The organism is Dokdonia sp. LLG6352-1 (genome assembly GCF_045055815.1).
Classification (GTDB): domain Bacteria; phylum Bacteroidota; class Bacteroidia; order Flavobacteriales; family Flavobacteriaceae; genus Dokdonia; species Dokdonia donghaensis.
Window position 1 is genome coordinate 168884 of the sequence record NZ_CP159329.1, and the last position, 26153, is coordinate 195036.

General features: G+C 39.5%; 15 protein-coding genes and 3 tRNA genes. 15 read left to right on the forward strand and 3 right to left on the reverse strand.

Features of this window, described 5'->3' with window-relative positions; translation table 11 throughout:
- Positions 1 to 38 precede the first annotated feature (38 nt).
- Positions 39 to 13058 carry an HYR domain-containing protein gene (locus ABVM49_RS00760; RefSeq protein WP_405202624.1) on the forward strand — a complete coding sequence of 4340 codons (13020 nt, stop codon included), beginning with the start codon at positions 39 to 41 and terminating at the stop codon, positions 13056 to 13058.
- A 98-nt stretch (positions 13059 to 13156) separates the two neighbouring features.
- Positions 13157 to 14908 (forward strand): M14 family metallopeptidase, encoded by a 1752-nt coding sequence (locus ABVM49_RS00765; protein ID WP_405202625.1) that lies wholly within the window; start codon positions 13157 to 13159, stop codon positions 14906 to 14908.
- Here ABVM49_RS00765 and ABVM49_RS00770 read toward each other — a convergent pair.
- A complete protein-coding gene (locus tag ABVM49_RS00770; protein WP_038599887.1) occupies positions 14876 to 15499 on the reverse strand; it encodes an NUDIX hydrolase in 624 nt (207 codons plus the stop codon). The two genes, ABVM49_RS00765 and ABVM49_RS00770, sit on opposite strands and share 33 nt — an antisense overlap.
- Before the next feature lie 7 nt (positions 15500 to 15506).
- Here ABVM49_RS00770 and pyrE point away from each other — a divergent pair, with 7 nt between their 5' ends.
- The 5 genes from pyrE (at position 15507) to ABVM49_RS00795 (ending at position 19248) form a co-directional block, all read left to right on the forward strand.
- The gene (gene pyrE, locus ABVM49_RS00775; protein WP_035327849.1) at positions 15507 to 16145 is read left to right on the forward strand and encodes an orotate phosphoribosyltransferase; all 639 of its coding nucleotides are present in this window, start codon (positions 15507 to 15509) and stop codon (positions 16143 to 16145) included.
- 23 nt (positions 16146 to 16168) lie between these two features.
- Positions 16169 to 16561: an orotate phosphoribosyltransferase gene (locus tag ABVM49_RS00780; RefSeq protein ID WP_038599884.1), complete on the forward strand. Its 393-nt coding sequence runs from the start codon at positions 16169 to 16171 to the stop codon at positions 16559 to 16561.
- A gap of 112 nt (positions 16562 to 16673) precedes the next feature.
- Positions 16674 to 17519 (forward strand): transketolase, encoded by an 846-nt coding sequence (locus ABVM49_RS00785; protein WP_038599879.1) that lies wholly within the window; start codon positions 16674 to 16676, stop codon positions 17517 to 17519.
- Positions 17520 to 17566: 47 nt separating this feature from the next.
- Complete coding sequence (locus tag ABVM49_RS00790; RefSeq protein ID WP_375253065.1) at positions 17567 to 18520, forward strand: transketolase family protein; 954 nt, start codon at positions 17567 to 17569, stop codon at positions 18518 to 18520.
- Positions 18521 to 18618: 98 nt separating this feature from the next.
- Positions 18619 to 19248 carry an outer membrane beta-barrel protein gene (locus tag ABVM49_RS00795; RefSeq protein WP_405202626.1) on the forward strand — a complete coding sequence of 210 codons (630 nt, stop codon included), beginning with the start codon at positions 18619 to 18621 and terminating at the stop codon, positions 19246 to 19248.
- A gap of 207 nt (positions 19249 to 19455) precedes the next feature.
- On the opposite strand, the gene ABVM49_RS00800 is transcribed toward ABVM49_RS00795, so the two are convergent.
- Complete coding sequence (locus ABVM49_RS00800) at positions 19456 to 20523, reverse strand: FKBP-type peptidyl-prolyl cis-trans isomerase (protein ID WP_405202627.1); 1068 nt, start codon at positions 20521 to 20523, stop codon at positions 19456 to 19458.
- Positions 20524 to 20612: 89 nt separating this feature from the next.
- Here ABVM49_RS00800 and ABVM49_RS00805 point away from each other — a divergent pair, with 89 nt between their 5' ends.
- Positions 20613 to 21008 (forward strand): RNA-binding S4 domain-containing protein, encoded by a 396-nt coding sequence (locus ABVM49_RS00805; protein ID WP_038599868.1) that lies wholly within the window; start codon positions 20613 to 20615, stop codon positions 21006 to 21008.
- 41 nt (positions 21009 to 21049) lie between these two features.
- Positions 21050 to 21553 (forward strand): phosphoribosyltransferase family protein, encoded by a 504-nt coding sequence (locus tag ABVM49_RS00810; protein ID WP_405202628.1) that lies wholly within the window; start codon positions 21050 to 21052, stop codon positions 21551 to 21553.
- Here the strand turns inward: ABVM49_RS00810 and ABVM49_RS00815 are convergent.
- Positions 21545 to 22066, reverse strand: a complete 522-nt coding sequence (locus ABVM49_RS00815) for a shikimate kinase (RefSeq protein WP_405202629.1) — start codon at positions 22064 to 22066, stop codon at positions 21545 to 21547. The genes ABVM49_RS00810 and ABVM49_RS00815 overlap by 9 nt on opposite strands.
- Before the next feature lie 120 nt (positions 22067 to 22186).
- On the opposite strand from ABVM49_RS00815, the gene ABVM49_RS00820 reads away from it, so the two are divergent.
- The 6 genes from ABVM49_RS00820 (at position 22187) to ABVM49_RS00845 (ending at position 26139) form a co-directional block, all read left to right on the forward strand.
- Positions 22187 to 22259: transfer RNA gene (locus tag ABVM49_RS00820), tRNA-Lys, on the forward strand.
- Between the two features lie 135 nt (positions 22260 to 22394).
- Positions 22395 to 22467, forward strand: a tRNA-Lys gene (locus ABVM49_RS00825).
- 144 nt (positions 22468 to 22611) lie between these two features.
- Positions 22612 to 22694 (forward strand) — tRNA-Leu (locus ABVM49_RS00830).
- 223 nt (positions 22695 to 22917) lie between these two features.
- Positions 22918 to 23847: a MerR family transcriptional regulator gene (locus tag ABVM49_RS00835; protein ID WP_405202630.1), complete on the forward strand. Its 930-nt coding sequence runs from the start codon at positions 22918 to 22920 to the stop codon at positions 23845 to 23847.
- A complete protein-coding gene (locus ABVM49_RS00840) occupies positions 23840 to 25300 on the forward strand; it encodes a phytoene desaturase family protein (protein WP_405202631.1) in 1461 nt (486 codons plus the stop codon). Before ABVM49_RS00835 ends, ABVM49_RS00840 begins: the two co-directional genes overlap by 8 nt.
- Positions 25300 to 26139, forward strand: coding sequence for a phytoene/squalene synthase family protein (locus ABVM49_RS00845; RefSeq protein WP_035336076.1), 840 nt, complete (start codon positions 25300 to 25302; stop codon positions 26137 to 26139). The genes ABVM49_RS00840 and ABVM49_RS00845 overlap by 1 nt, the downstream gene beginning before the upstream one ends.
- Positions 26140 to 26153 lie beyond the last annotated feature (14 nt).

Genomic DNA, 26153 nt, shown 5'->3' on the forward strand with positions numbered 1-26153 from the left:
AGTGCATACATTTAGTCTTCATTAATTGGGGGATTAATATGAAACAAATTACTACTGCGATACGCATACTCTTGGTATGTGGTATCTTTTCGACTGCCATTGCGCAAACCGCACCGACTTTTACAGACTGTCCTGTTGCACCTATTACACAAATAAATGATGCTGGACTATGCGGTGCAAATGTCACATTTGCCACGCCTACTCCAAACGATCCGGATGGAACGGCAACATTTACGGTTACACAAATAGAAGGACCAGCATCTGGAGACTTCTTTCCTGTGGGAGATACTACAGTAACCTTTGAGGCTACTGGCGATCCAGATGGGGTGGCGACTTGTACCTTTACAGTTACAGTAACAGACAATGAAGCGCCAGTGGCAAACTGTATTGCTCCATTTACAATTACGTTAGATGAGGATGGCCTTGCAAGTATTACCACAGCAGATGTGGATGATACCGTTACACCCTCTGCTGACAATTGTCCAGACGCTGTATTATCACTTGACATAACCAACTTTGACTGTTCTAACATAGGCGATAATACGGTAACGCTCACCATAACAGATGCTGCAGGAAATACAGATACGTGTACTACAACGGTAACTGTAGAAGCAGGAGCACTTGATATTACTTGCCCTGCAGATATCATACTTAATCTTTCAGAAAATGTCACGACGGTTACACCTGTCTCTGCCTCTACATCCTTCACAACTGTTTTTGACAGTTCGCTTAACAATACCTTTAACGGTAGTGGCTTATCAGAATTTCCAAGTTTTACTGCAACTCACGACGCTACAGTGCCTGCAAACTCCTTTATAGGTGGTGGGACTAGTGGTATTATAGAATATAGTTTAGGTGGTACAGAGCGCATAAATGGAATCTACATTTGGAATCAAAATGCAGGTGGCCCTGGTGCCTCAGGCTCATCTGGTATACAGGATGTTATTATAAGTGCTTCTACAAATGGGACAGATTTTACACCTATTGCAGGAGCTCCTGCAACTTTTGCACAGGTAGTAGCCAGTGATAACGCTGCAGTGCAAGAATTTACTTTTGAACCTATTGATGCCTCGACTATACGTATAGAGGTATTATCTAATTATGGAGATGGCAACACTGGTCTGGGAGAAATCATTTTTTCTAGTATTACTGATGGTTGCGGAGCAGTCATCACCTATGATGCACCTATAGTAGCTACAAATTGTGTGGCAGCCACCGTTACTCAAACAACAGGATTTGCTAGTGGAAATCCTTTCCCCATAGGTACAACTACAAACACCTTTATTGTAGATGATGGAAACGGAAATACAGCAACTTGCTCTTTTGATATTACCATTATAGATGATGTGGCTCCTATCGCTATTTGTCAAGATATTACGGTACAACTAGATCCAACGGGCTCTGTTACCATCACTCCTGAAGAAATAAACAATGGCTCTACAGATAACTGTGGTACGGCAACCCCAACCTTAGACATAACAGATTTTACTTGTGCAGACCTAGGAGAAAATACAGTAATACTAACCATAACAGATGACAATGGTAATAGTGCTACCTGTGAGGCTATTGTCACAGTAGAAAATACTGTAGTACCCACCGTAGTATGTCAAGATATTACAATAAGCCTTGATGATACAGGAGTAGCAACCATTGTAGCTGCAGATATTGATAATGGTAGCACTGTAGCTTGTGGAGCTCCTATACTAAGTGCAGACATCACAGAATTTAATTGTGAAAATTTAGGAGTTAACACCGTTACACTTACAGTTACAGATGATCAAGGTAATACAGCAAGTTGTGAAGCAATCGTTACGGTGGAGAGTAACAGTATTACAACCATCACCTGTCCAGCAGATATTACCCTTAATCTTTCTGAAGTGGCTACACCCATCATACCCTCATCTGCTAGTACTAGTTTTACCACTGCTTTTGGGTCGAGTCTTAATAATACTTTTAATGGTAATGGACTTACCACTTTTCCAGATCTTAATTCTGACCACAGTTCTTCTGGAGTTACAAACTCGTGGATAGGTGAAGGAACCTCTGGCACAATCACTTTTAATCTAGGTGGTAGTCAGACCGTAAGTGGCTTTTCTTTTTGGAATCAAAACAACGGAGGTCCTGGTGCTTCAGGAACTTCAGGTATTCAAAATGTCATTATCTCATCATCAACAAATGGAACAGACTTTACACCTATCCCTGGAGCACCAGCAGTATTTGCACAAGTAACTGGAGATGGTCCTGTGGCCCCAGAGGTCTTTAACTTTACACCTATCATTGCTTCTAGCATTCGCATAGAAGTACAATCAAATTATGGAGATGGTAATACCGCTTTCGCGGAAATAGCATTTTCTGATGATACACCAGGTTGTGGTGCACTAGTAGCTTATGTAACGCCATTTTCTAATGCTGCCTGTAATGGTGGTGGTGAAGTAACACAAACAGCAGGATTACCTAGCGGAAGTGCTTTCCCAGTAGGAACAACCACAAATACCTTTGAAGTTACAGATGGCAGTGGCGGAACGCAAACCTGCTCATTTGATATTGTTATTACCGATAATGTAGCACCAGATGTATTATGCCAAAACATTGAGGTTCTTCTAGACGGAACAGGTAATGCTATCATCACAGCTGCAGATATTGATAATGGTACTACAGATAATTGTGGAGATGTAACCTTGAGTATTGATCAAGATACATTTACTTGTGCAGATGTGGGTACGCCAGTTACTGTAACGCTTACAGCAACAGATGTAAATGGAAACAGCGCTTCTTGTGAGGCGATTGTAACGGTTACTTCTAATGAACTACCGGTGGCCGTTTGTCAAGATATCACTATCCAGCTTGTGGATGGTATGGCAAGTATCACTCCTGCAGACATTGATAATGGCTCGGGATCTACGTGTGGTACTGCCGTAGAATTATCGCTAGATGTTCAAGAATTTACCTGTGAGAATCTTGGGGATAACACTGTAACGCTTACCGTGACAGATGCTTCTGGTAATACAGATACCTGTACCGCAATTGTTATCGTAGAAAATAATGAGCCGCTCGTAATTACTTGTCCGGCAGATATAAACATTAACTTATCTGAGGTCGCTACGCCTATCATTCCTAACTCGGCTTCTACTAGTTTTACGACGGCATTTGGCTCAAGTCTCAATAACACCTTTGACGGTACAGGGCTTGAGGCTTTCCCATCTTTGGAAAGTGAGCACGCACCATCGAGTAATACCAACTCGTGGATAGGTGAAGGAACTACTGGAACTATAGATTTTTCTCTAGGTGGTGTGACAACCGTTTCTGGACTTGCCTTTTGGAATCAAAATGGTGGAGGTCCAGGGGCAAATGGAACTTCGGGTATTCAAAATGTGATTATCTCATCATCAACAAACGGAACAGATTTTACACCTATTCCTGGGGCGCCTACTTCTTTCACGCAAGTGATACCAAATGCCGCTGCCGCACCAGAAATATTTAACTGGACGCCAGTAATGGCATCGACAATACGCATTGAAGTACAATCTAATTATGGAGATGGGAATACTGCTTTTGCAGAAATTGCTTTCTCAGACACTACCTCGGGATGTGGTGCAGTGATTACTTATGAAGGTCCGTTTACAAATCAAGAATGTTTCCCAGGAAGCACACTTACTCAGACTGCTGGATTTGCATCGGGAAGTGCTTTCCCACTGGGTACTACTACTAATACTTTTGAGGTAGATGATGGTGCTGGTAACATAATCACCTGCTCTTTTGATGTGACAATAACAGATGATGTCGCTCCAGATGTGGTATGTCAGGATATCGAAGTGGTACTTGATGAGACAGGAAACTTTGTAATCACAGCAGCCGATATTGATAATGGCACTACAGATAATTGTGGAGATGTAACCTTGAGCATTGATCAAGATACATTTACTTGTGCAGATGTAGGTACGCCAGTTACTGTGACGCTTACAGCAACAGATGTAAATGGAAACAGCGCTTCTTGTGAGGCAATGGTTACGGTTACTTCTAATGAACTACCGGTGGCCGTTTGTCAAGATATCACTATACAGCTTGTGGATGGTATGGCAAGCATCACTCCTGCAGACATTGATAATGGCTCGGGGTCTACGTGTGGTAGCGCCGTAGAATTATCGCTAGATGTTCAAGAATTTACCTGTGAGAATCTGGGGGATAACACTGTAACGCTTACCGTAACAGATGCTTCTGGTAATACAGATACCTGTACCGCAATTGTTACCGTAGAAAATAATGAGCCGCTCGTAATTACTTGTCCGGCAGATATAAACATTAACTTATCTGAAGTCGCTACGCCTATCATTCCTAATTCGGCTTCTACTAGTTTTACTACGGCATTTGGTACAAGTCTCAATAACACCTTTGACGGTACAGGGCTTGAGGCTTTCCCTTCTTTGGAAAGTGAGCACGCACCATCGAGTAATACTAACTCGTGGATAGGTGAAGGAACTACTGGAACCATAGATTTTTCTCTTGGTGCTGTGACAACCGTTTCTGGACTTGCCTTTTGGAATCAAAATGGAGGAGGTCCAGGGGCAGATGGAACTTCGGGTATTCAAAATGTGATTATCTCATCATCAACAAACGGAACAGACTTTACACCTATTCCTGGAGCGCCTACTTCCTTCACGCAAGTGATACCAAATGCTGCTGCCGCACCAGAAATATTTAACTGGACACCCGTAATGGCGTCGACAATACGCATTGAAGTACAATCTAATTATGGAGATGGGAATACTGCCTTTGCAGAAATTGCTTTCTCAGACACTACCTCGGGATGTGGCGCAGTGATTACTTATGAAGGTCCGTTTACAAATCAAGAATGTTTCCCAGGAAGCACACTTACTCAGACTGCTGGATTTGCATCGGGAAGTGCTTTCCCACTGGGTACTACTACTAATACTTTTGAGGTAGATGATGGTGCTGGTAACATAATCACCTGCTCTTTTGATGTGACAATAACAGATGATGTTGCTCCAGATGTGGTATGTCAGGATATTACTATACAACTCGATGAAACGGGTAGTGCTTCTATACTTGCCTCAGATATAGACGGCGGAACGGCAGATAACTGTACTGATGTCACACTGTCTATAGATATAGACAAATTTGGCTGTGTAAATGTGGGCGAAAATATAGTAACCCTTACTGCAACTGATGGTAATGGAAATACCTCCTTTTGTGAGGCAATTGTAACAGTAGAAAATCTAAATATACCAGAGGCTATCTGTCAAAACATAACTGTAGAACTAGATGCTACGGGCATAGCAATTTTAGATCCTGTACTACTAGATGGAGGAAGCACTTTTGTTTGTGGACCACTTACTTATGAAGCAGATATCACAGAATTTACCTGTGAAAACTTAGGTGAAAACACCGTCGTTCTAACAATTACAGATCCTCAAGGGAATACCTCAACCTGTGAGGCGATAGTTACCGTAGTAAATAATGAACCGGTAACCATAACTTGCCCAGATGATATTATTCTTAATCTTTCTGAGGCGTTAGAACCTATAGCGATTACAAGTACTACTACAACTTTTACGGCTGCCTTTGGCAGTGAACTTTCAAATGCTACAAACGGTACGGGGCTCACCGTCTCGCCAAGTACTACAGCTACACACGAACCTACAACTCCGAGCAACTCTTTTATAGGAACCGGTACTACTGGAACTTTAGATTTTAACTTTGGTAGTGAGACTCTGGTAAGCGGACTATCATTTTGGAATCAAAATGGTGGTGGTCCCGGTGCAAATGGTTCTTCTGGTGTTCAAAATGTTGTCTTTTCTTATAGCACAGATGGAACAAACTTCATCCCTATACCTGGTGCTCCATCTATTTTTTCACAAATCACAGATAATGATTTTTCGGCACCAGAGATTTTTACTTTTGATCAGATAGCGGCTACGGTAATACGTATGGAAGTGACGAGTAATTATGGAGATAGTAATACCGCTTTCGCGGAAATAGTCTTTGCCGATATTTCGTCAGGCTGCGGAGCAATTGTCACCTACGAAGGACCATTTACAAATGCGCTCTGCACAGGAGGTGGTGAACTTGTACAAACCGAAGGTTTTGCGAGTGGAAGTCCATTTCCGCTAGGAACAACCACAAATACTTTTGAAGTAACAGACGGCGCAGGAAACGTACAAACGTGCTCTTTTGATATCACTATAATAGACGATGTTGCGCCAAGAGCTGTATGCCAAAACATAACCTTAGAAGTAGACGAAACTGGTTCTATAACAATTACTCCTGAAGATATAGATGGAGGCAGTACAGATAACTGTGGTGACATTACATTGTCAATAAACACAGATACATTTACCTGTGATAATGTAGGAGAAAACATTGTGACCTTAACAGTTACAGATAGTAACGGCCTATCATCTTCTTGTGAATCTATTGTAACTATTGTAGGAAGTGATGCTCCTACTGCTGTTTGTCAAGATATCACTCTACTTTTAGATGCAGATGGTATAGCGACGCTTACCCCAGAACAAATAGATGGAGGAAGCTTTGCAGGGTGTGGAACATTTACCCTTTCTGCAGACATAACAACTTTTACCTGTGATGACCTAGGCGAAAATATAGTAACGCTTACAGCAACAGATGCGTCTGGAAATAGCACTACTTGTGAGGCAATTGTAACCATAGAAAATAACCAGCCACTTAATCTGTCGTGCCCAGAAGATATTGTCATAAATCTTTCTGAAGTGCTAGAGCCAGTTATACCTACTAATGTAACGACAAGTTTTAATTCAGCCTTTGGTAGTAGTATACAGAATACCATTAACGGCCTTGGTCTTGCGACTTCACCAAGTCTTACTGCCACTCACGATGGAACTACAACAGACAATGCCTTTATAGGAGCGGGCACAACGGGAACTATAGATTTTGATCTGGGCACCGAAAGGACAATAACTGGTTTTTCTTTTTGGAACCTTAACGGCGGTGGGCCAGGTGCAAATGGCTCTTCAGGAATTCAAGATGTAAGCATTTCTTATTCGGTAGATGGGACAACCTTTGTTCCGGTAGATGGAGCGCCGGCAGTTTTCGCGCAAGCGTTATCATCACAAGATGTAGCTCCAGAGACATTTAACTTTACACAAATAGCAGCTACTGTTATACGCTTTGAAGTATTAAGCAATTATGGTGATAGTAATACTGGATTTGCAGAAATTGCTTTTGCAGACACCACGGTAGGTTGTGGTGCAGCAATTGTATATGAAGGTCCTTTTACAAATGTAGATTGTCTAGGTGGTGGAGAGCTTGTACAGACGGCAGGTTTTACTAGCGGCAGTATTTTTCCACTAGGTACAACCACAAATATCTTTGAGGTGACTGATACAAATGGCACCACTCTTAGCTGTTCTTTTGATATTACGGTGATAGATGATGTAGCTCCAAGAGCAGTGTGTCAAGATATCACGATACAATTAGATGAAACAGGCTCTGCAACTATAGAGGCGGCAGATGTAGATGGAGGTAGTACAGATAATTGTGGTGATGTGAGCATTGCTATAGACATAGATAAATTTGGTTGTGAGAATGTAGGAGAGAATATAGTAACCCTAACCGTTACAGACAGTAATGGATTAATTTCTACTTGTGAAGCAATTGTGACTATTGAAAATCCTAATATACCTGTTGCAGTTTGTCAAAACATCACACTAGAACTTGATGCTACTGGTGTAGGTATATTAGACCCTGCCTTACTAGATGGAGGAAGCACTTTTGTATGTGGACCACTTACCTATGAAGCAGATATTACAGAGTTTACCTGTGAGAATCTAGGCGAAAACACCGTTGTACTTACAGTAACAGATCCTCAAGGCAATACCTCAACGTGTGAGGCTATTGTAACTGTAGTTAATAACGAACCAGTAACCATTACGTGCCCAGAAGACCTCATTCTAAACTTATCTGAAGTACTAGAACCTGTCACCATAAGTAGTACGTCAACGAGCTTTAGCCCTGCCTTTGGTAGTGATATAGCAAATGCTACAAACGGAACGGGATTAAGTACCACAACTAGTACTACAGCAAACCACGAGGCTACCACGCCTAGTAATTCTTTTATAGGCTCAGGAACTTCTGGTACAATTGATTTTAACCTGGGAGGAGAGACACTTTTAAGTGGCTTTTCTTTCTGGAATCAAAATGGTGGTGGTCCTGGTGCAAATGGCACTTCTGGCATACAAGAGGTAACAATGCTCTACTCTACAGATGGCACAACATTTACTGCCATACCGGGTGCTCCTACTACGTTTGCTCAGGTAACGACAAGTGAGCCATCTGCGCCAGAGCTATTTACGTTTGATCAAATTGCTGCTACCGTGATTCGTATGGAGGTGATGAGCAATTATGGAGATGGTAATACCGCTTTCGCGGAAATAGTCTTTGCCGATACTCCGTCAGGTTGTGGGGCAATAGTCACTTACGAAGGACCATTTACAAATGCACTCTGTGCTGGAGGTGGTGAACTTGTACAAACCGAAGGTTTTACAAGTGGAAGCCCGTTCCCGTTAGGAACAACCACAAATACTTTTGAAGTTACAGACGGTGCCGGTAACGTACAAACGTGCTCTTTTGACATCACCATTATAGATGATGTAGCACCAAGAGCTGTTTGCCAAGCGATTACTATAGAAATAGGTGAAGATGGTACGGCCAGCATTACACCAGAAGATATAGATGGAGGCAGTACAGATAACTGTGGTGATATTACATTATCAATAGATACAGATACTTTTACTTGCGATAATGTAGGAGAAAATACAGTGACACTTACCGTAACTGATAGTAATGGTCTTACCGCTACTTGTGAGGCTATCGTCACTGTCATAAGTGACAGTCCTCCTACTGCTGTATGTATGGACCTTACCGTACAACTCGATGAAGACGGAATGGCAACCATCACCCCAGAACAAGTAGATGGGGGTAGCTTCTCAAACTGTGGCACTTTTGAGCTTACACTAGATCAAGACACCTTTACTTGTGAGCAACTAGGTGAAAATATAGTATTACTTACTGCAACGAGCCCTAGTGGCGAGTTTACGACTTGTGAAGCTATTGTGACTGTAGAGAATACTCAACCGCTTAGTATAGAGTGTCCAGAAGATATTGTACTTAATCTTTCTGAGGTATTGATGCCTGTAGAAGTTTCTAATGGCACGACATCATTTAGCCCTGCATTTGGAAGTGAGCTTGCAAATGCTTTTAATGGCACTGGTCTTGAGATGTCTCCTAGCTTAATGGCAAATCACGAAGCCTCGACACCTAGTAATGCTTTTATAGGTACTGGATCGAGCGGTAGTATAGATTTTGATCTTGGACAAGAAACTATTATAAATGGATTCTCTCTATGGAATTTAAACGGTGGAGGTCCTGGAGCAGAAGGGTCTTCTGGTATTCAAGATGTTACTATACTCTATTCGTTAGATAACGTGACATATACAGTACTTCCTGAAGCGCCTACAGTATTTGCTCAGGTTACTACTTCAGAACCTGTAGGTCCAGAGGTATTTACATTTACTCAGGTGGCAGCTCGCTACATACGCTTTGATGTACTAAGCAATTATGGCGATGGTAATACAGGAATAGCAGAGGTCGCTTTTGCAGATGTAACAGATGGATGTGGCGCTATTGTAAACTACGATGGTCCTTTTGAAAATCTTGATTGTCTGGGTGGCGGTACTTTAGAACAAACAGCTGGTTTTGAAAGTGGTAGTCCGTTCCCGCTAGGCACCACTACAAATTCATTTATAGCAACTGACACTAACGGTAATGAGGTGACTTGCTCATTTACAATCACTCTTATAGATGATGTAGCGCCAAGAGCTGTTTGCGCACCTATAACTGTTGTGCTTGATGAAAATGGCATCGCAACCATTACCGCAGATGATATTGACAATGGAAGTTCTGATAACTGTGGTGATATTGCTACTGCAATAGATATTGACACATTTACTTGTGAGCAATTAGGGGAAAATATAGTAGTGCTCACCGTAACAGATGCAAATGGAAATAGCTCGACTTGTGAAACTATTGTCACTGTCGAAACCAACATAGCACCTACAGCTGTATGCCAAAACATCACTGTAGAACTAGATGAGGAAGGAATGATTACTGTAGACCCAGTACTAGTAGATGGAGGCAGTACTGCTGTTTGTGGAGAACTAACATATGAACTAGATGTGTTTGAGTTTACTTGTGATAACTTAGGTGAAAACACTGTTATTCTAACAGTAACAGATGAGCAAGGTCTCACTGCTACTTGTGAAGCTGTAATAACAGTAGTTAATAACCAACCGATAGAAATTACCTGTCCAGAAGATTTGGTTATTAATCTATCTGAAATTTCTAACCCTATCGTACCTACGGGAGCTACTACAACATATAATAGCGCCTTTGGCAGTACGATTACAAATGCAATAGACGGAACGGGGTTAAACACCTCTCCTAGCCTTACTACAGATCACGCTCCTTCTACTCCAGAAAATTCTTGGATAGGAGAAGGAAGTACTGGCACAATTGATTTTGATTTAGGAGCAGAGACAACCGTGAGCGGATTCTCTTTCTGGAATCAAAATGGTGGTGGTCCGGGGCCAGATGGAACTTCAGGTATAAGAGATGTTTTGATTTCTTATAGTATAGATGGTAGTACGTTTATAGATGTAGAGGGAGCGCCTACAGTTTTCGCGCAAGCGGAAGAAAACGCACCGAGCGCACCAGAGATATTTACATTTACCCCTATTACGGCAACTACAATCCGTATGGAAGTACTATCTAATTATGGAGATGGAAATACAGGTTTTGCAGAAATTGTATTTTCTGATGCGGCATCGGGTTGTGGGGCAATTATTTCTTACGAAGGACCATTTACAAATGAGAACTGTGTTGGCGGTGGTACTGTTACACAAACTGCTGGTTTTGCAAGCGGTAACCCATTCCCCGTAGGTACCACTACTAACACCTTTACTGTAGAAGATGGTAATGGTAACCTAGATACTTGTTCTTTCACTATCACAATTATTGATGATCTAGCACCTAGAATGTTTTGTCAAAATATTGAGATAGCACTAGATGAAAATGGAATGGCAACCATAACTCCAGAAGATATTGATGGTGGCACAAGTGATAACTGTACGCCAGTAACTTTAAGTATAGATATTGATTCATTTACGTGTGAAAATCTTGGAGAAAACGTGGTTACCCTCACGGCTACAGATGAGAATGGAAATACGGCAAACTGCGAGGCTATTGTAACGGTTACAAGTAGTATTATACCGCAAATCACTTGTCAAGATATCACTATTGAGCTTGATGAGAATGGTATGGTTACTATTGTACCAGAAGATGTACTTGCAGATACATCATCTACTTGTCTTATAGATAATTTAGAATTAGACATATCAGAATTTGGCTGTGCAAACACCGGTCCAAATGTGGTAGTAGTAACTGCTACAGATAATGCTGGTAATACGACTACTTGTGAAGCGATTGTGACAGTAATAGATGTTACTGCACCCACGCCAGAATGTATGGATGCAACCATCTCACTAGATGAAAATGGTATCGCAATTCTTACTCCAGAAGATGTAATAGGTAACCTCGTACCTGTACAGGGTATTCCTTTTACTGGTGACGGAGTGCCTGAAAGTATCCCGATGACGGGTACAGGAGGTACAAATTGTGCCGGAGGACCTACCACCTCTACAGCAGCAGTAGATCTTGAGGGCACTATAGGTGACGCCTATCGCATTGCTACGGTCATTGTAGATCTGGATCACTCTTTTGTAGGTGACCTAGACTTAACCCTTACATCACCACAAGGTACAGAACTTGTACTCTCTGCAGGTAATGGCGGAAATGCACAGGGTTATGAAAATGCAACCTTTGATGATGATGGAGAAGACATCACAATGACAACAGGTCTTGTAAACGGAATTTATTCTCCAGAAGGAGGAACCTTTGCAGATACCTTTGCTGGTGAACAAATAAACGGAAACTGGAGTCTGTCTGTTTGTGATAATACACAAGGTGACGTTGGACAACTATTGAGATTTGAGATAAGCTTTGCAGATCCAGATGACGATCTTCTAGGAGTTCCTGATAACTGTACGCCTACTTCAGATATTGAGTTTAACGTAGACACTTTTGATTGTTCTAATCTAGGCGAGAATGTTGTAAATATTACCGTTACAGATGCAAAAGGTAATGTAGCCACTTGTACAGTAAATGTCACTATAGTAGATGAGGCCCCACCTACAGCTATCTGTCAAAGCATTGTTGTTATACTTGATGAAGATACTGGTACAGCTAGTATAACACCAGATATGATAGACAATGGTAGTACAGACAACTGTGGTGGAGAGGTAACACTTAGTCTAGACATAACAGAATTTGGTTGTGCAGATGTGGGAGAAAATATCGTGACACTCACCGTTACAGATCAAAACGGAAACACTGCCACTTGTGAAGCGACAGTTCTTGTAGATGCAGATGATTTTGGACTCATCTCTTGTCAAGAAGATTTTACCGTAGAGGCAGATCTCTTTGACCTTTATGAGATAGAAAACTACATAGAATCACTTACAGATAACTGTGGTGGCGGCACCTTTACAAATGTCTCTCAACAACCTGTTGCTGGCACGATCATAGATGCTCCTCAAGAGGTACCGGTAACGCTTACAGGTTTTGACGAAGATGGAAATATGGTTACCTGTGAGTTTACAATCACAGTGACAAACAACCCGTTAAGTGTAGATGATTTAAGCTTACGCGAAAGCGACATCATACTCTTCCCTAACCCCACGCGAGGAGACATTACTCTCAAGAACTTGAGTAATACACCACTAGATTATATGGTTATAACAGATATAAGAGGTCGTATAGTTGAGCGTATAGAGTTATCTAGTAGCGGTATAAACACAAACATATCACTCAGATATTATGAAGCTGGAGTATATTTTATGCACATAACGGCAGGGCAAACACAACTTGTAAAAAGAGTTGTAAAAAAATAACAACTAACCAATCTCCCTGCTTTAGGCCTCATTTTTAAAAAGAAGATGGGGCCTTTTTTTTGTCAATTTGTATCTTCACAGCACAATCCAACCACCATATGAAAAAAGGTATCGTACTCATCGCCATCTCTATCCTTAGTTTAAGTTGTGGAGAGCACAAAGACAACCCAGATAATAAAGACTTTACAACCCTCTTTGAAAAAAGCGGTGGTACAGAAACACCTACTTATGATGAGGTGATCACATTTTATCAAGACCTTGACAAGGCATACAGATCTATAAAAACCTACGAAGTAGGAATGACAGATACAGGTAAGCCCCTCACGCTAGTCACCTTTAATCCTAATCGTAGTTTTGATAGTGAGTTTTCTGATGATACCGATGTGCGCCGTATTCTCATAAATAATGGCATTCACCCGGGAGAGTCAGATGGGATAGATGCAACAATGATGCTTATGCGTGACCTCGCACAAGGCAAGATAAAAGCTCCAGAAGATACTTGGGTAAGTGCCATCGCCATATACAATATAGGCGGCGCTCTTAATCGTAACAGTACATCACGCACAAATCAAAATGGGCCAAAAGAATATGGTTTTAGAGGTAATGCTAGAAACTACGACCTCAACCGCGATTTTATAAAGCGAGATACAAAAAACGCACAAGCCTTTGCAGAAATCTATCATATGATATCTCCAGACGTTTTTATAGATAATCACGTGAGTAATGGCGCAGACTATCAGTACACCCTGACCCATCTTTTTACACAACACAATAAGCTAGGCGGTGCTTTAGGTAACTACGTGCACGAAACCTTCCAGCCTATGCTTGAGGAAGATCTTAAGAGTAAAGACTGGGAAATCACTCCTTATGTAAACGTTTTTAATAGCGTTCCAGAAAAAGGTTTTAGCCAGTTTATGGACTACCCTCGTTACTCAACGGGCTTTACATCACTATGGAACACCATAGGCCTTATGGTAGAGACACATATGCTCAAGCCATATAAACCACGTGTAGAAGGTACATATGAGTTAATGAAAAGTGTATTAAAACTCACTGCTCAAAACGGAGATCAGATTAAAAAAATACGTGCAGAGGCTTTTAACGCTTTCGCGAAAGCGGAAACTTATCCCGTACAATTTGCTCTAGACACAACAAAAACCACAACCTTAGAGTTTTTAGGCTACGAGGGAGAAATGATACCAAGTAAAATCACAGGAAAAGAACGCCTCAAATATGATAGAACAAAGCCTTTTACCAAGGAAGTAACCTACTACGATTACTTTAAACCTACTAAGGAAGTGCGTATACCTAAGGCATATGTGATACCTAGAGGCTACCGTGACATTGCTCTCATTTTAAAGGACAACAACATTAAGTTCAAACAGCTTAAAAGGGATACTACGTTTACGGGAGAAGTATATCATATAGACACATATGACACTCGCAAGAGTGCTTACGAGGGTCATTATTTACACTACAACACAGCTGTAAAAACTACGAGCCAAGAAGTAACTGTGGCAAAGGGTGGCTATCTCGTGCCTACAGATCAAGATGGAATACGCTACTTGCTAGAAACCCTCGAGCCAGAGGCAACAGACAGTTTCTTTAACTGGAACTTTTTTGACACCATATTGCAACAAAAGGAAGGATTCTCACCATATGTGTGGGAAGACAAAGCACTCGAAGTGCTTAAACGTAACCCACAATTACAAATTGAATTTAACCTCAAAAAATCACTAGAACCGCAATTTGCCGAAAACTGGTATGCCCAGCTAGACTGGCTTCATAAAAAATCACCTAACTATGAGAAAGCGCATCTACGCTACCCTATCGTTAGGATGCTTAACTAGATATGTACTCGGGAAGATAAGCTTGATATTTTCGTAAGATTTATCAAGCGCTTTTTGTGCTTTTTCAAAGTTGAGCCACTTTGCTTTTTTTATACCCTCTTTAGTTTGTGGTACAAGAGCCTCTGTAGAGCTAGTATGCATCTCATACCAGAAAGTCTCTTTAAGTCTAAATTTACCGTTACGTTTAAAAACGTGATAAGTAATCTCAAGCGGTCTCTTAATAGTAAGTCCTTTTACACCGGTCTCCTCCTCTACTTCTCTCAAGGCACATTCTTCTATGCCCTCTTTCTTTTCTATCTTTCCTTTAGGGAGATCCCACCTGCCGTTGCGGTGTATAAAAAGAATTTCCTTTTTGTCATTATAAACAAGCCCACCACCCGCTATGACGAGCTTAAGCTTCTTGCGTAAATGTTTAAGAAGTTTTTCTTCTTTAGGGTGATATAGATTGATGTATAGCTGTTCTCCCTTGTATAGTTTTTTGATTAATTTTTTAATCTTAACCGTCTTAATCGGAATCGTCTTATACTGTTTACCTATTACCTTTTCGGTAGATAGAATAATAGGAATATCATTGACAAAAACTTTATACATTTGCAATATGATTTTAGACAAAGAAACGGCAAAAAAAACTGCCGAATTGCTTTTGCAAATTAATGCAATAAAACTACAACCGCAAACTCCTTTTACGTGGGCTTCTGGTTGGAAATCTCCCATTTATTGCGATAACCGTATCACACTGTCGTACCCAGCAATACGTAACTACATACATCAAGAGATGGCAAAACAAGTAGAGTCTATCTACGGTAAGCCAGATGCGATAGTAGGCGTTGCTACGGGAGCGATAGGTATTGGTATGCTTGTTGCAGATTATCTTAATGTACCTTTTGCTTATGTGCGCCCTGAACCAAAAAAGCACGGACGTAAAAATCAAATAGAAGGTCACCTAGAGCCTAACAGTAATGTAGTGGTGATAGAAGATCTTATAAGCACTGGTAAGAGTAGCCTTATGGCAGTAGAAGCTCTTAAAAATTCTGATATGAATGTAAAAGGGATGCTAGCCATCTTTACTTATGGGTTTGACACAGCCGCTACAAATTTTGAAGAAGCTGGCGTAGCACTTAATACATTAAGTGATTACTCGCACCTATTATTACAAGCTCGCGATACAAACTTCATAACAGAAGCGCAGCAAGAAACCTTAGAAAACTGGCGTAAAGACCCAGCAAACTGGGGATAATTATACAAATTAAAAAAAGCTAAATGAACTTAGAGAGCCCAGTTAAAACTTTAGATAAATCTCAAGAAGAGGTATACAACTTCTTGATGAACATTGAGAATTTTGAAAAATTAATGCCAGAAAACACCAAATTTGAAAAAATAAGCGATACCCGTTTCTTATTTGGTCTTAAAGGAATGCCAGAGATTGTATTAGATCTTAAAGAAGGTATACCACACAGTAAAGTAGTACTAGGTGCTGCCAGTGACAAAATTCCTTTTGAGCTCACTGCAGATATTAAAGAACTAGAAGCCTCAAAAACAGAAGTGCAACTCCTTTTTCAAGGTGAGTTTAATGCAATGATGGCAATGATGGTAAAAGGACCTATCACAAAATTTATAGGTACACTTTCAGAAAATATGGATGTTATTGCATAAAGCAATTTAAATTCAATATTTCGCAAAAATCAAAGAAGTCCTACAATCTTGAGCAATCTAGATGGTAGGACTTTTTTATATGCTTATTTTTACGTGATAAAATTTACCCAAGATGGCAGATATTAAGAAGCTAGAAGCATTTGTAACACAAGTGCGCAGAGACATTGTACGACAAGTACACAAAGTAAGTTCAGGTCACCCTGGAGGATCCTTAGGATGTGCAGAATTTATTTCGGTTCTCTATCAAGAACTAATGGAACGTAAAGAAGGATTTGATATGGATGGTATAGGAGAAGATCTCTTCTTCTTATCTAACGGTCACATATCACCCGTATTTTATAGCGTGCTCGCACGATCTGGGTATTTTCCCGTAGAAGAACTTAACACTTTTAGATTGTTAGACTCACGTCTACAAGGTCACCCTACTACACACGAAGGGCTACCAGGAGTACGTATAGCCTCTGGATCACTAGGCCAAGGACTTAGTGTTGCCGTAGGTGCCGCTCAAGCAAAAAAACTTAATAACGATAACCACACCATCTATGCACTTATGGGTGATGGTGAGTTACAAGAAGGACAAAACTGGGAAGCTATAATGTATGCCTCTGCAAAAAAGGTGGACAACCTTATTGCAACTGTAGACCTCAATGGTCAGCAAATAGACGGTAGCACAGACCACGTACTTGATTTAGGAAGTGTGCGTGCAAAGTTTGAAGCCTTTGGGTGGATTGTTTTAGATATAGAAAAAGGAAATGACATTCAGGCCATTGTATCTGGAATGAACGAGGCAAAAGCCGCGTCTGGTCAAGGTAAACCTGTCTGTGTGTTATTACACACAGTTATGGGTAACGGTGTAGACTTTATGATGGGCACTCACGCCTGGCACGGTAAAGCTCCTAATGATGAGCAACTCGCTAGTGCACTAGAGCAAAATCCAGAAACACTAGGCGATTACTAAACCTTTTCTTATTACGCTTTCGCGAAAGCGTACCAAAAACTTTTACAATGAAAACATACGAAAATACAGGCAGTAAAGACACAAGATCAGGTTTTGGCGCAGGAATGACAGAACTAGGTAGAACAAACCCAAATGTGGTTTCTCTTTGTGCAGACCTTATAGGATCTTTAAAAATCCAAACCTTTATAGATGAAAATCCTGAGCGCTTTTTCCAAATAGGAATTGCAGAAGCAAATATGATGGGTATAGCCGCAGGCCTTACCATAGGAGGTAAAATACCTTTTACAGGTACTTTTGCAAACTTCTCTACAGGTCGTGTTTATGACCAGATAAGACAGTCTATAGCCTACTCTGGTAAAAATGTAAAGATTTGTGCATCTCACGCAGGTCTTACCCTAGGTGAAGATGGTGCAACACACCAAATACTAGAAGACATAGGTCTTATGAAGATGTTACCAGGTATGACAGTAATAAATACCTGTGACTATAACCAGACCAAAGCCGCTACAATAGCCCTTGCAGACCACGTGGGGCCGGTTTATTTACGTTTTGGCCGTCCGGTAGTACCTAACTTTACTCCAGCAGATCAAACTTTTGAAATAGGTAAAGCCGTACAATTGCAAGAAGGTAATGATGTAACAATTGTTGCAACAGGTCACCTAGTATGGGAAGCGCTAGAGGCTTGCAAAGTCCTTAACGAGAAAGGCATCACGGCAGATGTAATAAACATACACACCATAAAACCACTAGATGCAGAGGCAATCATTAAGTCTGTAAAAAAGACAGGATGTGTCGTGACTGCAGAGGAGCATAACTTTCTAGGAGGTCTTGGTGAGAGTGTTGCTAGAGAGCTATCACTTACGCATCCAGTACCACAAGAGTATGTCGCTACAGAAGATACTTTTGGCGAGAGTGGAACTCCAGCACAACTTATGGAGAAATATGGCCTTAATACAAACGCGATTGTTAAGAAAGTAGAAAAAGTGATTTCAAGAAAATAATAACGTATACCATACGTTTTTACTATATGACATAGGCAGTATGATTGTAACATACTGCCTTTTTATTTGTCTTTACATTAATCAATAAAATTTCAATTATGAAAAAAATCATTGTCGCCGTACTACTTTTATCAGGTATTACAGCTTTAAGCCAGAGTACTGGCTTTGGTATTAAAGGAGGACTTAATTATGGATCTGTAGGTGACTTAGAGTTTACGTCTGAGTTTGCAAACAGCACTTTTAGTAAAGAAAACAAAACCGGTTTTCACGCTGGTGTTTTTTATAAAGCAAAGTTTGCTGGGCTCATTATACAACCAGAGCTGTTATATACAAAGCTTAATACAGAATACACAAACGACGGAGTATCTTCAGACGTATATGATTATGAACTTTCAAAAATAGACATTCCGCTTCTCGTAGGATTTGACATAATAGGGCCACTCAACATTAAGGCGGGACCATCATTTCAATACATTCTTGAAAATGGATTTGAAGAGGTAGATATAGATTTTGAAGATCCAGAAAATTCATTTACCGTAGGATATCAACTAGGTGTAGGAATAACACTAGGCCAGCTAGGTATTGATGTAAGGTATGAAGGTGCCTTTACAGATAATACGATTATCACTGAGTCACAAGTAGAAGATAACAGTGTAGGTTTTCAAGTAGATGCAAGGCCTTCTCAATGGATTTTAAGTCTCTCATACGCTTTTGATAAGAAGAATTAAAACACGCTTCAAAAACTGTTATAAAACACCTCATCTGGGGTGTTTTTTGCTTTTTAAAGAATGACCATTGTACTATTTTCTATAATTAATTTAACCATAGCGTCTCCTGCAAAATAGATGTGATAAACTAAATCTAACTAAAAAACCCACATTGTGATGTACAATGTGGGTTTTTATTACGCTTTCGCGAAAGCGGTATACCGTCTACTAACTATCTGAGTCTAGATAATCTGGTGTACCGTCTCCATCTGTATCTGTGTAGGTGATTTCACCTGTAAGAGCATTTACAATAATTTCATCTATTGTAGGTCTTCCATCACCATCATCATCTGTATCTAAGTGATCATTTATACCATCTCCATCTGTATCCAGTAGGCTTATAAAGTTTCCATCCTCATCTGTTACTATCTCTAGTTTAGTAAGAATACCATCATTATCATCATTAGGATCTCTAAAAGCTGGAACAGCATCTTCATCTGGATTATCTGCCTCGTCAAAGAGGAATCCATTATTATCTATATCTTCATTTATAGTAATAATACCATCACCATCGTGATCTGTAATAACTACATCATATACTGAAAATGTAAAAACGATAGATCCGTACAAGCTAATATCTGCCGGAGGCTGGTTAAAATAAGCAAGACCTGAAGGTACAAATACCGCACCTACTCCATAATCTTGGTTAAAAGAAGTAGTACCATCTGGCTCTACTGTAAAGCCTGAAGCGCCACCAAAACCTACATTATTATCTTCTGCAACTGTACTTAGAAGATTTACAGAAGTTCCTAACCCATTTGCAAAACCGTCTATTGTGGTAGGAAGATTAAGCCATATAGGATTTACAGATGCATCAAACACATCTCCGTAAAGATTAAAACCTTCGTAAGTTAGTAATGTAGAATCTGCAAATGTTGCCACTGGCTCTTCTCCACTCCCTTCTCTTACTTGTAAAATATATAGTGAGTTTTCTGTATCAAATCTAAAATATTCTTTTTTCTTAAGCTCTGGTCTGTTTATTAATGGAGTTTTATCACTATTATCACCAGCTATAGTGTCAAAAACTATTTTATAATCAAAATCTGCAGGTGGATTTTCAAACTCTTCATAATTATAAAAGTGAGTAGAAAGGTACTCTACCAGTAACTCGTCATCTTCTATAGACTGCTCGCCACGGTCTCTTACGGGAACCTCTATAAGGTCATCATCATTATTAGGACAAGCTACACAAACTAGTAAAACCAGCACTAAACCAAGGTAATTTCTTAATTTCATCAATATTATTTTAAGGAGCGCAAGATACAATTTTGATGTATTTTTGCACATTACTTTACAGTTATTAACGCTGTTTTAGGGCTTTTTATATGCGAGTAGACAAATATTTATGGTGTGTGCGTTACTTTAAGACGCGATCTATAGCCACGGCTGCCTGTAAAAAAGGGCAGGTAAAAATGAATGGAGCTTCTGTAAAACCATCGCGAGATGTGTATCCTACAGATAAGATCTCTGTGCGAAAAAATCAAGTTACCTATATTCTTGAAGTTTTAGACCTACCAGAAAGTAGACTGGGGGCAAAACTAGTGGGAATGTATGTACAAGATCATACTCCAAAAGAAAATCTAGAAAAATTAGAACTTCTCAAATATTCAAAAGATTATTACCGCAAGAAGGGGTCTGGTAGACCTACTAAAAAGGATCGTAGAGATATAGATGATATATATAATAATGACTCCTTTTTTGGTAGTGACGAAGAAGAATAAGCTGGATATTAAATATCTTTATACCATAAGCAATTTCAAGTATGAAAGTTAAGTTGGAAAAAATACTAGATCACACAGCTATACAGCATAAAACAAAACGTATAGCGTTTCAGATTTATGAGAGTAATGCAAATGAAGAAGAAATCATTCTTGCTGGTATTGCAGATAATGGCTACAAATTTGCAGAACGTCTAGCCAAAGTACTTTCTGAAATCTCACCTTTACAAACCAAGCTTTGTAAAGTATCTATGAATAAGAAAAAACCTCTAGGCACTGTAGAAACCAGTATGTCACCAGAGGAGTATAAAGATAAATCTGTGATACTTATAGATGATGTACTAAACTCTGGCACAACGCTAATATACGGTGTAAAGCATTTTCTTGATGTACCGCTCAAGAGATTTAAAACGGCAGTACTTGTAAATAGAAACCACAAAAAATACCCTGTTAAAGCAGACTTTAAAGGTATTTCCTTAAGTACTTCTCTCAATGAATCTGTAAAAGTAACTTTTAGAAAAGGTAATGATACTGCTGTATTAGAATAAAAACTCCTGTATACCATCTACAACTTCTTGAGGACTTTGATCTTCTATTTTGTAAACTAGATCTGACTGGTTGTAATAAAGACCTCTTTCAAATAGGTGCTTTCTAACATAATCTTCTAGATCTTCATAAGATTGCATACTAGCGATGAGAGGGCGCTCTTCTTTTGCAGACCATAAACGTTGAGCAAGTGTTTTAAAGTGCCAATTAAGATATACCGTTTGCGCATCACTATCCTTTAACACCTGGAGATTTGTACCATAACAAGGGGTACCTCCTCCTAATGCAACAACGACCTGCTCAGATTCTTCTTCTAAAAGTTGTTGTAAGTAAGTAGACTCTGCTTTTCTAAAATATATTTCTCCCTTATTTTTAAAAATCTCAGAGATACTCATCCCCTCTTTTTGAGTAATGTAGGTGTCAAAATCTATAAATTTATAAGAAAGCACTTCGGCAAGTAGCGGTCCAATGGTTGATTTTCCAGACCCCATATAACCTACTAGATATATTTTCATAAGCGAACTTGTTGAGAAACAAAAGTATATATTAATCTAAAAAAAAGATTGAAAATTTTATTTAAAACACTTGGCAGTAAGAATTAATTAACTGTATATTTGCACCCGCATTAAGGCAATGACCTGGTAGCTCAGTTGGTAGAGCATCTCCCTTTTAAGGAGAGGGTCCTGGGTTCGAGCCCCAGCCAGGTCACTTATAAGTGCAAACCTCTGTCTAACGATAGAGGTTTTTTTATGTGTCACCGCTAAAAAAACGTTCTTAAATTAATTACATAATATGCCCAAAATCTCAAAAGAAGATTTTATATTTGCACCCCGTTAAAATAACGACCTGGTAGCTCAGTTGGTAGAGCATCTCCCTTTTAAGGAGAGGGTCCTGGGTTCGAGCCCCAGCCAGGTCACTTTACAAGCATAAGCCTCTATCTAACGATAGAGGTTTTTTTATAGAACAGTTTTATCCTATTTTAAAATATCTGTAGATTAATACACAAGTTTCATAAGAAGATTTTATATTTGCACCCGCATTGATAAAATGCCGCTTTTCTACCCGGGTGCTGAAATTGGTAGACAGGCACGGTTGAGGGCCGTGTGCACTAGTTGCGTGTGGGTTCAAGTCCCATCCCGGGTACAATACAAGAGTTAATCGTAAGGTTAGCTCTTTTTTTTATACAAGTACTCTTAACTATACAAATAGAACCCAAAAACACCTATACTTTAAGCATCACGGGAATAACTTTTATACATTTAGAGCATAAGAAAATATCGCATATTTGATATTTTGTTTAAAACTTAACACTATTTGATTAAACAAAATAAGTAAATTCGCTATTTTTACAAGAAATATGTGTAGTATGAAAAATGCCGTAAAGACAAAATTTAGCATTAAAGACTTAGAGAGTTTAAGTGGTATAAAAGCCCATACCATACGTATCTGGGAGAAAAGGTATGGTCTTCTTGAGCCACAGCGTACCTCTACAAATATTAGAACGTATGCCTTAAGCGACTTGCAAAAGCTTCTTAATGTTGTATTTCTTACAGAGAATAAATTCAAGATTTCTAAAATAGCAAAGCACTCCACAAAGGAAATTGCAGCGCTCGTGGCAGAGCTAGTTACCGAAACCAGTGCAGCAAATGAAAATCACGCTATCAATTCATTTAAGATAGCAATGATGAATTTTGATCAAAACTTATTTCACAAAACATATAATGCTCTTAATGAAGATAAGCCATTTGTCACCATTTTTTACGAGACGTTTATACCCTTACTACAAGAGATAGGGTTATTATGGCAAACGGATACGATAAACCCATCTCACGAGCATTTTATCTTTAATCTTATTAAGCAAAAGATTCTTATAAATATTGAGAAGACACAAATTAATGTGCCGCCTCTCAAGGATAAAACATTTGCACTTTTCTTACCAGAAAACGAAATACACGAGCTAGGCCTACTCTTTCTAAATTATGAACTTGTTGCAAATGGCTACAAGGTAATTTACTTAGGGCAGAGCATAATGTTATCAAACTTAAAGTACCTTTCTTCAAATCATCCTAACCTCTCATTTGCAACGTATTTTACTGTACAGCCGCTGGCAGAAGATATACCTGCATATTTTGATGAGTTTAATGAACTTTTTGGTAACCAGAAACTAGATTTATATGTTTTAGGATCTATGACTAGTAAAATAGACGAGCTTAGTCTTCCTAAAAATGTGCATATAATGATGAGTATAAGAGAATTTGTAAATGTTGTAAAAAACAAGTCTGCTACGTATGCCTAAAAAGATTGTGATTATAGGATCTGGATTTTCATCCTTATCTGCTGCGTGTTATCTAGCTCAAGCTGGTAACGAGGTACACCTTTATGAAAAAAATGATACCCTAGGTGGTCGTGCGAGACAACTTAAAGAAGAAGGCTTTACTTTTGATATGGGCCCTAGCTGGTACTGGATGCCAGATATCTTTGAAAAGTTTTTTGGAGATTTTAATAAAAAGGTTGCAGACTTTTACCAGTTAGAAAAGCTGGACCCTGCTTATTACGTTTGGTTTAAAGATGAAGTTGTAACCATAGGTGATACGCTAGATAAAATAGCTACAGAGTTTGAGCGTATAGAGCCAGGCAGCTCTCCTCAACTCAAAAAGTTTATAAAAAATGCTGGGATCAACTATGACATTGCTATTAATGATGTAGTTAACAAGCCAGGCCTTTCTCCTTTTGAACTTGTAACTCCAGAAACGGCGGTACGCGTAAATCAGTTTTTTAAAACTATAAGTGATGATGTGCGCAAGGCTTTTAAAAATGAGAAGCTGGTTTCTATTTTAGAATTTCCAGTATTGTTTCTCGGAGCTAAACCTAATAACACACCTGCATTCTATCGTTTTATGAACTATGCAGATTTTGGCTTAGGGACTTGGCATCCTAAAGGAGGTATGCACGAGGTAATCCAAGGAATGATTAAGCTTGCACACTCACTAGGAGTAAAAACTCATACAAGCGCTGGTGCCAGTAAAATTCTGGTAGATGAAGGAAAAGTACAAGGAATTATAGTTAATGGGGAAACCATTACTGCAGATTATGTCGTAAGTGGAGCAGACTATCATCACAGTGAGACTTTGCTAGACCCATCATATAGACAATACACAGAGAAGTACTGGGACAGCCGTGTGTTTGCGCCGTCATCACTACTCTTTTATGTAGGGTTTGATAAAAAGTTTGATAACGTAGCTCATCACAACTTGTTCTTTGATACAGATTTTGACCAGCACGCAAGAACCATTTATGACGATCTTGCTTGGCCAGAAGAGCCTTTATTTTATGCAAATTTCCCATCAGTATCAGATGAGACAATGGCGCCAGAAGGTAAAGAAAATGGATTTTTCTTAATCCCTATAGCTCCTGGAGTAGAAGATACGCGGGCACTACGTGATCAATATTTTGATATTATAATGGAAAGACTAGAGCGATTATCTGGTCAAAATTTCAGAAATCATATTATCTTTAAGAAGTCATTTTGTGTAGATGACTTTGTAAGTGAGTATAACAGCTATAAAGGAAATGCCTACGGAATGGCAAATACTTTAAAGCAAACAGCTTTTCTTAGGCCTAATTTAAGGAGTAAGAAAGTCAAAAATTTGTATTTTACTGGACAGTTAACGGTTCCAGGACCTGGCGTACCTCCAGCCCTCATATCTGGTAAGCTTGTATCACAATTAATAAGCAAATCAATTAAGTAATGAAATCTCTATTTGACACCGTATCGAGAAGCTGTGCAAAGGTTGTAACTCAATCATATAGCACCTCATTTGCAAGCGCGACTAAAATGCTTGCACCCTGTATACGTCAGGACATTTATAACATTTATGGTTTTGTAAGATTTGCAGATGAGATTGTAGATTCTTTTCACGACTATGATAAGCCTACACTATTCAAGCGTTTTGAAGAAGATCTTGAGCACGCGCTTACAGATAAAATAAGCCTCAACCCTATTCTCAACGCCTTTCAAGAGACTGTGCATAAATATGATATAGACCCTGCTCATATCGCATCGTTTATGAAAAGTATGCGCCTAGATCTCACAAAACTAGATTATCTCACAGATGCAGAGTACAAGGAATACATTTACGGAAGCGCAGATGTCGTAGGCCTTATGTGTCTTACCGTTTTTGTAAAAGGAGATAAAGAAAAATACGAAAGCCTTAAAGACAGCGCTATGAGCTTAGGCTCTGCCTTTCAAAAAGTAAACTTTTTACGTGACCTCAAGGCAGATTTTGAAGGACTAAGTCGCACCTACTTCCCTAATACAAATCTTGTAAATCTTGATGAAGCCTCTAAACAACGTATTATCGAAGAGATAGAAGAAGACTTTGCAAAAGGACTAGCAGGTATAAATAGACTACCTATAGAAGCAAAGTTTGGGGTGTACACCGCCTTCCGTTATTATAGAAAATTACTCACAAAACTTAAACGCGTTCCCTCTGCCGAAATTAGGAATACAAGAGTGCGCGTACCAGACTACGTAAAGGCAAGTCTTCTTGCACGTAGCTATGTAAAATATCGTTTAAACCTTATTTAAAAGAATCCCCTATA

What these genes read in the sequence shown, in the direction of transcription:
- ABVM49_RS00845 (WP_035336076.1), top strand. Translation starts at nt 25,300, where the DNA reads ATGAAATCTCTATTTGACACCGTATCGAGAAGCTGTGCAAAGGTTGTA.
- ABVM49_RS00805 (WP_038599868.1), top strand. Translation starts at nt 20,613, where the DNA reads ATGCGAGTAGACAAATATTTATGGTGTGTGCGTTACTTTAAGACGCGA.
- ABVM49_RS00835 (WP_405202630.1), top strand. Translation starts at nt 22,918, where the DNA reads ATGAAAAATGCCGTAAAGACAAAATTTAGCATTAAAGACTTAGAGAGT.
- ABVM49_RS00810 (WP_405202628.1), top strand. Translation starts at nt 21,050, where the DNA reads ATGAAAGTTAAGTTGGAAAAAATACTAGATCACACAGCTATACAGCAT.
- ABVM49_RS00760 (WP_405202624.1), top strand. Translation starts at nt 39, where the DNA reads ATGAAACAAATTACTACTGCGATACGCATACTCTTGGTATGTGGTATC.
- ABVM49_RS00770 (WP_038599887.1), bottom strand. Translation starts at nt 15,499, where the DNA reads ATGTATAAAGTTTTTGTCAATGATATTCCTATTATTCTATCTACCGAA.
- ABVM49_RS00800 (WP_405202627.1), bottom strand. Translation starts at nt 20,523, where the DNA reads ATGAAATTAAGAAATTACCTTGGTTTAGTGCTGGTTTTACTAGTTTGT.
- ABVM49_RS00780 (WP_038599884.1), top strand. Translation starts at nt 16,169, where the DNA reads ATGAACTTAGAGAGCCCAGTTAAAACTTTAGATAAATCTCAAGAAGAG.
- pyrE (WP_035327849.1), top strand. Translation starts at nt 15,507, where the DNA reads ATGATTTTAGACAAAGAAACGGCAAAAAAAACTGCCGAATTGCTTTTG.
- ABVM49_RS00795 (WP_405202626.1), top strand. Translation starts at nt 18,619, where the DNA reads ATGAAAAAAATCATTGTCGCCGTACTACTTTTATCAGGTATTACAGCT.
- ABVM49_RS00765 (WP_405202625.1), top strand. Translation starts at nt 13,157, where the DNA reads ATGAAAAAAGGTATCGTACTCATCGCCATCTCTATCCTTAGTTTAAGT.
- ABVM49_RS00840 (WP_405202631.1), top strand. Translation starts at nt 23,840, where the DNA reads ATGCCTAAAAAGATTGTGATTATAGGATCTGGATTTTCATCCTTATCT.
- ABVM49_RS00815 (WP_405202629.1), bottom strand. Translation starts at nt 22,066, where the DNA reads ATGAAAATATATCTAGTAGGTTATATGGGGTCTGGAAAATCAACCATT.
- ABVM49_RS00785 (WP_038599879.1), top strand. Translation starts at nt 16,674, where the DNA reads ATGGCAGATATTAAGAAGCTAGAAGCATTTGTAACACAAGTGCGCAGA.
- ABVM49_RS00790 (WP_375253065.1), top strand. Translation starts at nt 17,567, where the DNA reads ATGAAAACATACGAAAATACAGGCAGTAAAGACACAAGATCAGGTTTT.